The 2,115-nt window shown below is 50.4% G+C and carries 2 protein-coding genes and 1 pseudogene; all 3 read right to left on the bottom strand.

Annotation, left to right across the window (positions count from 1 at the left end):
- Positions 1-101, bottom strand: a pseudogene (locus tag JOC59_RS09215) (IS6 family transposase); the annotation flags it as partial.
- Positions 102-500: 399 nt separating this feature from the next.
- A complete protein-coding gene (locus JOC59_RS09210; RefSeq protein WP_205144448.1) occupies positions 501-1,571 on the bottom strand; it encodes an NAD(P)-dependent alcohol dehydrogenase in 1,071 nt (356 codons plus the stop codon).
- A 282-nt stretch (positions 1,572-1,853) separates the two neighbouring features.
- Positions 1,854-2,115, bottom strand: a 262-nt coding sequence (locus JOC59_RS09205) for a transposase (RefSeq protein ID WP_205144447.1), incomplete at its 5' end; no start/stop codon positions are given.

Raw genomic sequence — 2,115 nt, 5'->3', positions numbered from 1 at the left:
TCAACCACATCACGGTAGCTTAATGAGAATCTAAAATAGTAGCCAACGGCTACCAAAATAATATCTTTTTGGAAATGTCGCCCTTTAAAATAATTGTTCATCATCGCTACCTCGCTTTTTAGGCTAATTATACTCAAAATAAGTTTACCTGAAAATTTTTGCACCAGAACCCAGTGACAAGCAGTTCTCAATCGGCGGCCACTTTGTAACTTTCCGTAACAAGCTTAATTCAAATGGCAACGCCCGTTCGGGGTTCGAGGCCATGGGGGCGTATAGGTTGACCACCCTTTTCACCTCGGTCCCCCGCCCGTTTGGTTTTTGTAACATTTCACCCCAGTTTGGCGCCAAAATTTTTCCCAATTCCCCCTCGTTAAGTGAAATTCCCCGGTTTTTCGCCGTTTTTGTTACATTGCCGTAATCTGCAACAAAGGACCCCCTGAACTAAAAACAGCGACTGGGCAAACCCCAACCGCTGTTTCTACTATATAAAGGTGTTGAAATTAGTCGATGTCGTTGCAGATTACGACCGGCTTGATTAAGTCAGCCGGCTTGTGGTGCATCAGTTCGATGGCGTCCGGAATCTTCTCGAAGCCTTCGAAGCGGTGGGTGATCATCAGTGATGGATCGATCCGGCCGTTCACCACAAGGGCGGCCAGCTTTTCCATCCGCAGGCGGCCACCAGGCATCAGGCCACCGTGGATGGTCTTGTGACCCATCCCAACGCCCCAGTCACCGGCGTTGAAGACCACGTCGTCGTGACCGTTTAAGTAGTTGACGTTCCCGATTGAACCACCCGGCTTGAGCATCCGGACGGCTTCTTCAAAGGTATCGGCGGCGTTCCCACCGGCGATCAGGACCTTGTCGACCCCTTGGCCGTTAGTGGCTTCTAGGATTTGGTCGGAGATCCGGCCGTTGTGGTAATCCACGATGTCGGTTGCCCCGTACTTCTTGGCCACTTCGACCGTCTTTTCCCGTGAACCAACCGCAAAGACGCGGCCAGCCCCGTGGAGCACCGCCCCGCGCAGGGCCATCAAACCAACCGGGCCGATCCCGATCACGGCCACGGCGTCCCCAAAGGTTACGCCCGCCATTTCGGAAGCGTGGAAGCCAGTTGGGATCATGTCGGAAAGCATGCAGGCTTCCGCCGGGTCGATTTCCTTTGGTAAGAGGGCCAGGTTCCCGTCGGCGTCGTTAACGTGGATCCGGGTGGAGAAAACCCCGTCCTTAATGTTGGAGAACTTCCAGCCACCCAACATCCCGTCGGAGTCAGTAGCGTAGCCGGCTTGGGAGTAAACGTCGGACCAGTTCGGCGTGATTGCCGGAATCAAAACCCGGTCACCAACCTTGAAGTCCTTGACTTCGCTACCGACTTCCACGATCTCCCCGCAGGCTTCGTGGCCGAGGATCATGTTCTCCCGCGGCCCTAAGGCGTCTTCGAAAACGGTGTGGATGTCAGAGGTACACGGGGCAACGGCGAGCGGCCGCACCAGGGCGTCACGACTCCCCACCTTCGGATCTTCTTTTTCAATAAAGCCTGTCTTGTTCGGTCCCAGCATTGCAAAACCTTTCATGCTACTAATTACCACCTTTCAGATTAATATACGTTGATTTTAGCATATATCAATCAATAATTAAAGCCCGTTTGTTAACTTTTTAACATATTTTATTTATAATGGTGCAGCGCCCTTATAGCAACGTTGACCACGAAAACACCCCCACCATTTAGCGACCAAGTGATCGTCAAATCGTGGTCAAGTCCAAAATGTTGGTGTAAATTAAATTCCGCAAATTTATCATTTCACAAACTTAAGCATACCGGCTTCTTCTGAATTGTTATCTTTTTCAATCCCGTGCTAAACGGTCATGTTTAAGTACCGTGGACCAGCAGCCCATTTTTCATTCTGTTCAATCAGTAGTGCTCCCACTAGTCGCAAGACGCTTAGATCATTCAGGAATATCCGGATTACACGGTCACGACGACGGATTTCTTGATTAACCCGCTCAATTGTATTATTCGTCTGGAGACGCTTCCTTAGCTCCTCTGGGAGCTGGTAAATCACCATTAATTCGTCAAAACTATTTTCTAATTTCTTCACCACCTTAGGGAACTCGGTC

The sequence above is a fragment of the Periweissella beninensis genome, assembly GCF_016908275.1.
In the GTDB taxonomy this organism is placed as follows: Bacteria; Bacillota; Bacilli; order Lactobacillales; family Lactobacillaceae; genus Periweissella; species Periweissella beninensis.
Note: the sequence above shows the minus strand (reverse complement) of the source record. Positions and strands in the feature narration are given on the sequence as shown.